Annotated in this window: 4 protein-coding genes; all 4 read left to right on the top strand. The window is 52.2% G+C overall.

The genetic code is table 11. The annotated features are described in order from the left end of the window. Window positions 1-102: 102 nt before the first annotated feature. Window positions 103-1,140, top strand: a complete 1,038-nt coding sequence (rfbB, locus tag WBC85_RS07305; RefSeq protein ID WP_424434587.1) for a dTDP-glucose 4,6-dehydratase — start codon at window positions 103-105, stop codon at window positions 1,138-1,140. An 80-nt stretch (window positions 1,141-1,220) separates the two neighbouring features. Beyond that, the gene (locus WBC85_RS07300; RefSeq protein WP_424434584.1) at window positions 1,221-2,402 is read left to right on the top strand and encodes a Wzz/FepE/Etk N-terminal domain-containing protein; all 1,182 of its coding nucleotides are present in this window, start codon (window positions 1,221-1,223) and stop codon (window positions 2,400-2,402) included. A gap of 52 nt (window positions 2,403-2,454) precedes the next feature. Beyond that, window positions 2,455-2,982 (top strand): acyloxyacyl hydrolase, encoded by a 528-nt coding sequence (locus tag WBC85_RS07295; protein WP_424434581.1) that lies wholly within the window; start codon window positions 2,455-2,457, stop codon window positions 2,980-2,982. Next, the coding region (locus WBC85_RS07290) for a sugar nucleotide-binding protein (RefSeq protein WP_424434590.1) at window positions 2,982-3,152 on the top strand (171 nt) is incomplete at its 3' end. The genes WBC85_RS07295 and WBC85_RS07290, both read left to right, overlap by 1 nt.

Below are 3,152 nucleotides of genomic sequence, written 5' to 3'. Positions count from 1 at the left end.
GTGGAATATAGGTTCTAACAAGGCTATTTTGTCTGACAAGGACGCCGCGGCGCCGCTGCTGAAGGACTTTGACAGCCCGTTTGTCTTTGAAGGAGCTGCCACATGAAACTTCTAATCACAGGTGGCGCGGGCTTTATCGGATCTGCGGTTGTGCGCGCGGCGATTGCGCAGGGGAAAGCGGTCGTCAATGTCGATAAACTGACCTATGCGGCCTGTCTCGACAACGTCAAATCCGTTGCCGATAATGAGAATTATGTTTTCTTTCACGCCGATATTTGTGAGCGCGCCGCTATGGAGCGTATCCTGAAAGAGACCCAGCCAGACGTCATTATGCACCTTGCAGCAGAGAGCCATGTGGACCGCTCCATCGACGGCCCCGGCGCGTTTATCGAAACCAACATCACCGGCACTTACACATTGTTAGAGGCAGCGCGCAGCTATTGGAGTGCGCAAGGCAAGCCAGAGGCGTTCCGCTTCCATCATATTTCGACCGATGAGGTCTACGGCTCGCTCGGCGCGACAGGCATGTTCACAGAGGACACGCCCTACGATCCACGCTCGCCGTATTCGGCGTCCAAAGCCGCCAGTGACCATCTGGTACGCGCATGGGGCGAAACCTATGGGCTGCCTGTGGTGCTGACTAATTGCTCCAACAATTACGGCCCTTATCATTTCCCTGAAAAGCTGGTGCCTGTGGTGATCCTCAATGCGCTCGCGGGCAAGGACATCCCTGTCTACGGCAAGGGCGAGAATATCCGCGACTGGCTCTATGTCGAGGATCACGCAGATGCGCTGCTGACGGTACTGGAACGCGGCGCACTGGGCCGCAGCTACAACATCGGCGGCGAGAACGAGGCGAAGAACATCGACCTCGTGCGGATGATTTGCGCCCATCTCGATCAGATGCGTCCCAAAGATACCCCCTACGCAGATCAAATCACTTTCGTCACCGATCGCCCCGGCCATGACATGCGCTACGCGATTGACCCCACGCGCATTCGCGATGAACTGGGCTGGCGTCCCTCGGTGACGCTCGAGGAAGGCTTGGAGCGGACAGTGCGCTGGTATCTAGACAATGAAGTATGGTGGCGCGCGTTACAGGTTCGTGAAGGGGTTGGAACGCGATTGGGCGCTGGATAACGTCAATTATAAAGCGGCGTGACAGTGTATGATATGTTAACTAGAAGAAGGACTACGAAGGTTTTTAAGGACAGTAATTTATGAGCGCTTCTCAAGAGCACTATGGGTCACATGATGAGATCGATTTGATCGAGTTGTTAGTTAAGCTTTGGCGTAAAAGGCTGTTTATAGCGCTAATTTCCTTCCTATGTGGGTGCATTGGCCTTGGGTATCTGCTGCTGACGCCTGGAAAATATTCTGGAGAGTTCGTTCTACGTGGCCCTGCGGGAGATAGGCTGGCTACATACGCTCCTTTGAATGATGGCATAAAAGAGCATTACGCTGAATTCTTGCAAAATACGGGCCGAAGTAGCGCTAGTGCCAATCTGTTTGAGATTTCGACAGATGGTCTTGTGACTGGTATGGTGCGCGAGCTTCAAGATTTAGAAGAGTTTGAAGCGGCAGTGAAGGAATATAATGCTACTTATAGGAATATGTCCGACGAGGAATTCTTCGAGGCAAGGGGCGCGCTTGTCTCAAATATCTCGATAATTCAGGCAACAGAACGTGACCCTGAAGTGCGTATAAGTTTTAATTGGCGTGATAAAAGCCAGCTCTTAGATATTCTTGTGAAGGCTCTATCAAGCGCTGAGGAAAATTTAAATAGTGGCCAGCTTAGACTGTTGACTGGTCTCGCTGATAACGTAGAGCGCAGAACTCTTAATGAACGCGAAAATTTGGCCCGCAATTTGGTTTCAGTGATGGAGGCGACCGATTTAGAGACAGCAGGCAGGCTTCTCTTTCTGAAGGAACAGGCTTCAATCGCGCGCGAACTCGATCTAGCAGAAAACAACCTGACAAAGGGATCTCAGGAAAACCTGTTTTCATTTAAAGTCTCAGAATACGGTTTCACGTCGCCCAACCGTCCTGAAACCTTATACCTAAGAGGGTATAAATCTTTGGAAAGGGAAATAGACTTGATTGAGTCCAGAGAGGGCGAAGAAAAATACCTGCTGGACCAAGCTTTTTTGAATGTTAAGCGCGACGCGATTGCGCTTGAAAATGATGAGTCTGCAATGCTGTTTCGAGAAGCGATCGAAACCTCTCCCTTTGCCTTGGGGTCTGAAATTTTCAATATTAAAAAAGAGGTAATCAGAGTTAAAAATACGCGGAATGCCCCTGTCATCCTGATATTTTCCTTGTTGTTTGGACTTCTTGTCAGCTGTGCCTTTGTATTGATAAGCGGGGCGCTTCAACGTCATAATTCGAGCGAGTCAGCCTAAATGAAAATTTGGTTTTATGTGATGTATCTTCTAGTAGATGTAGGACCGTAACATGGACGGACGTCTGGCAGTACTTTTCTTCGTGGTTGGTCTTTGGGACATGAAAACCGACGATTGCCAGACCGGTGCCTGTCTGGCCAGGACCCCCGCGCAAGAGGCGATTGCGCTGTCTTATGGCGACGTGATTTTTCAGGGCAATTCCATCGGGCGCGAGACCTATCTGCGCTATGACATGGGCACCTCTTTCGGACCCTTTCAGCCAGCCATCGGCCTCTCTGTGACAGACAGCAATGATGTCTGGGTCGGCGTCGGGGCCACGCATACAACCCGCTTTTGGGAACGTCCCTCCGGCACCGGCGGCTATGCGCAACTGCACTTCATGCCCGGTGTTTACGCCCAAGGCACAGGCCCCAATCTGGGCCATGATATCGAGTTCCGCTCGGGGGCGGAACTGGGCTGGCAGGCCAAGAACGGATTGCGCGTCGGCCTGTCCTACGATCACCGCTCCAACGGTGGTATTTCAAACGTCAATCCGGGCATGGAAACCCTGCAACTGCGCGTGAGCGTTCCGCTGAACTGATGCGTGTTCTGGTCTTTGGTAAAACCGGACAGGTAGCAACGGAGCTACAACGTTACGGCGACGTCACAGCGCTGGGGCGCACAGAGGCGGATCTGAGCGATCTCGCCACTTGCGCCGGCATCATCGCGAACACGGACGCAGATGTGGTCATTAACGCGGCGGCCTATACC

The sequence above is a fragment of the Planktotalea sp. genome (assembly GCF_049680325.1).
Lineage (GTDB): Bacteria > Pseudomonadota > Alphaproteobacteria > Rhodobacterales > Rhodobacteraceae > Planktotalea.
This window is presented reverse-complemented; position numbering and strand designations above follow the sequence as displayed.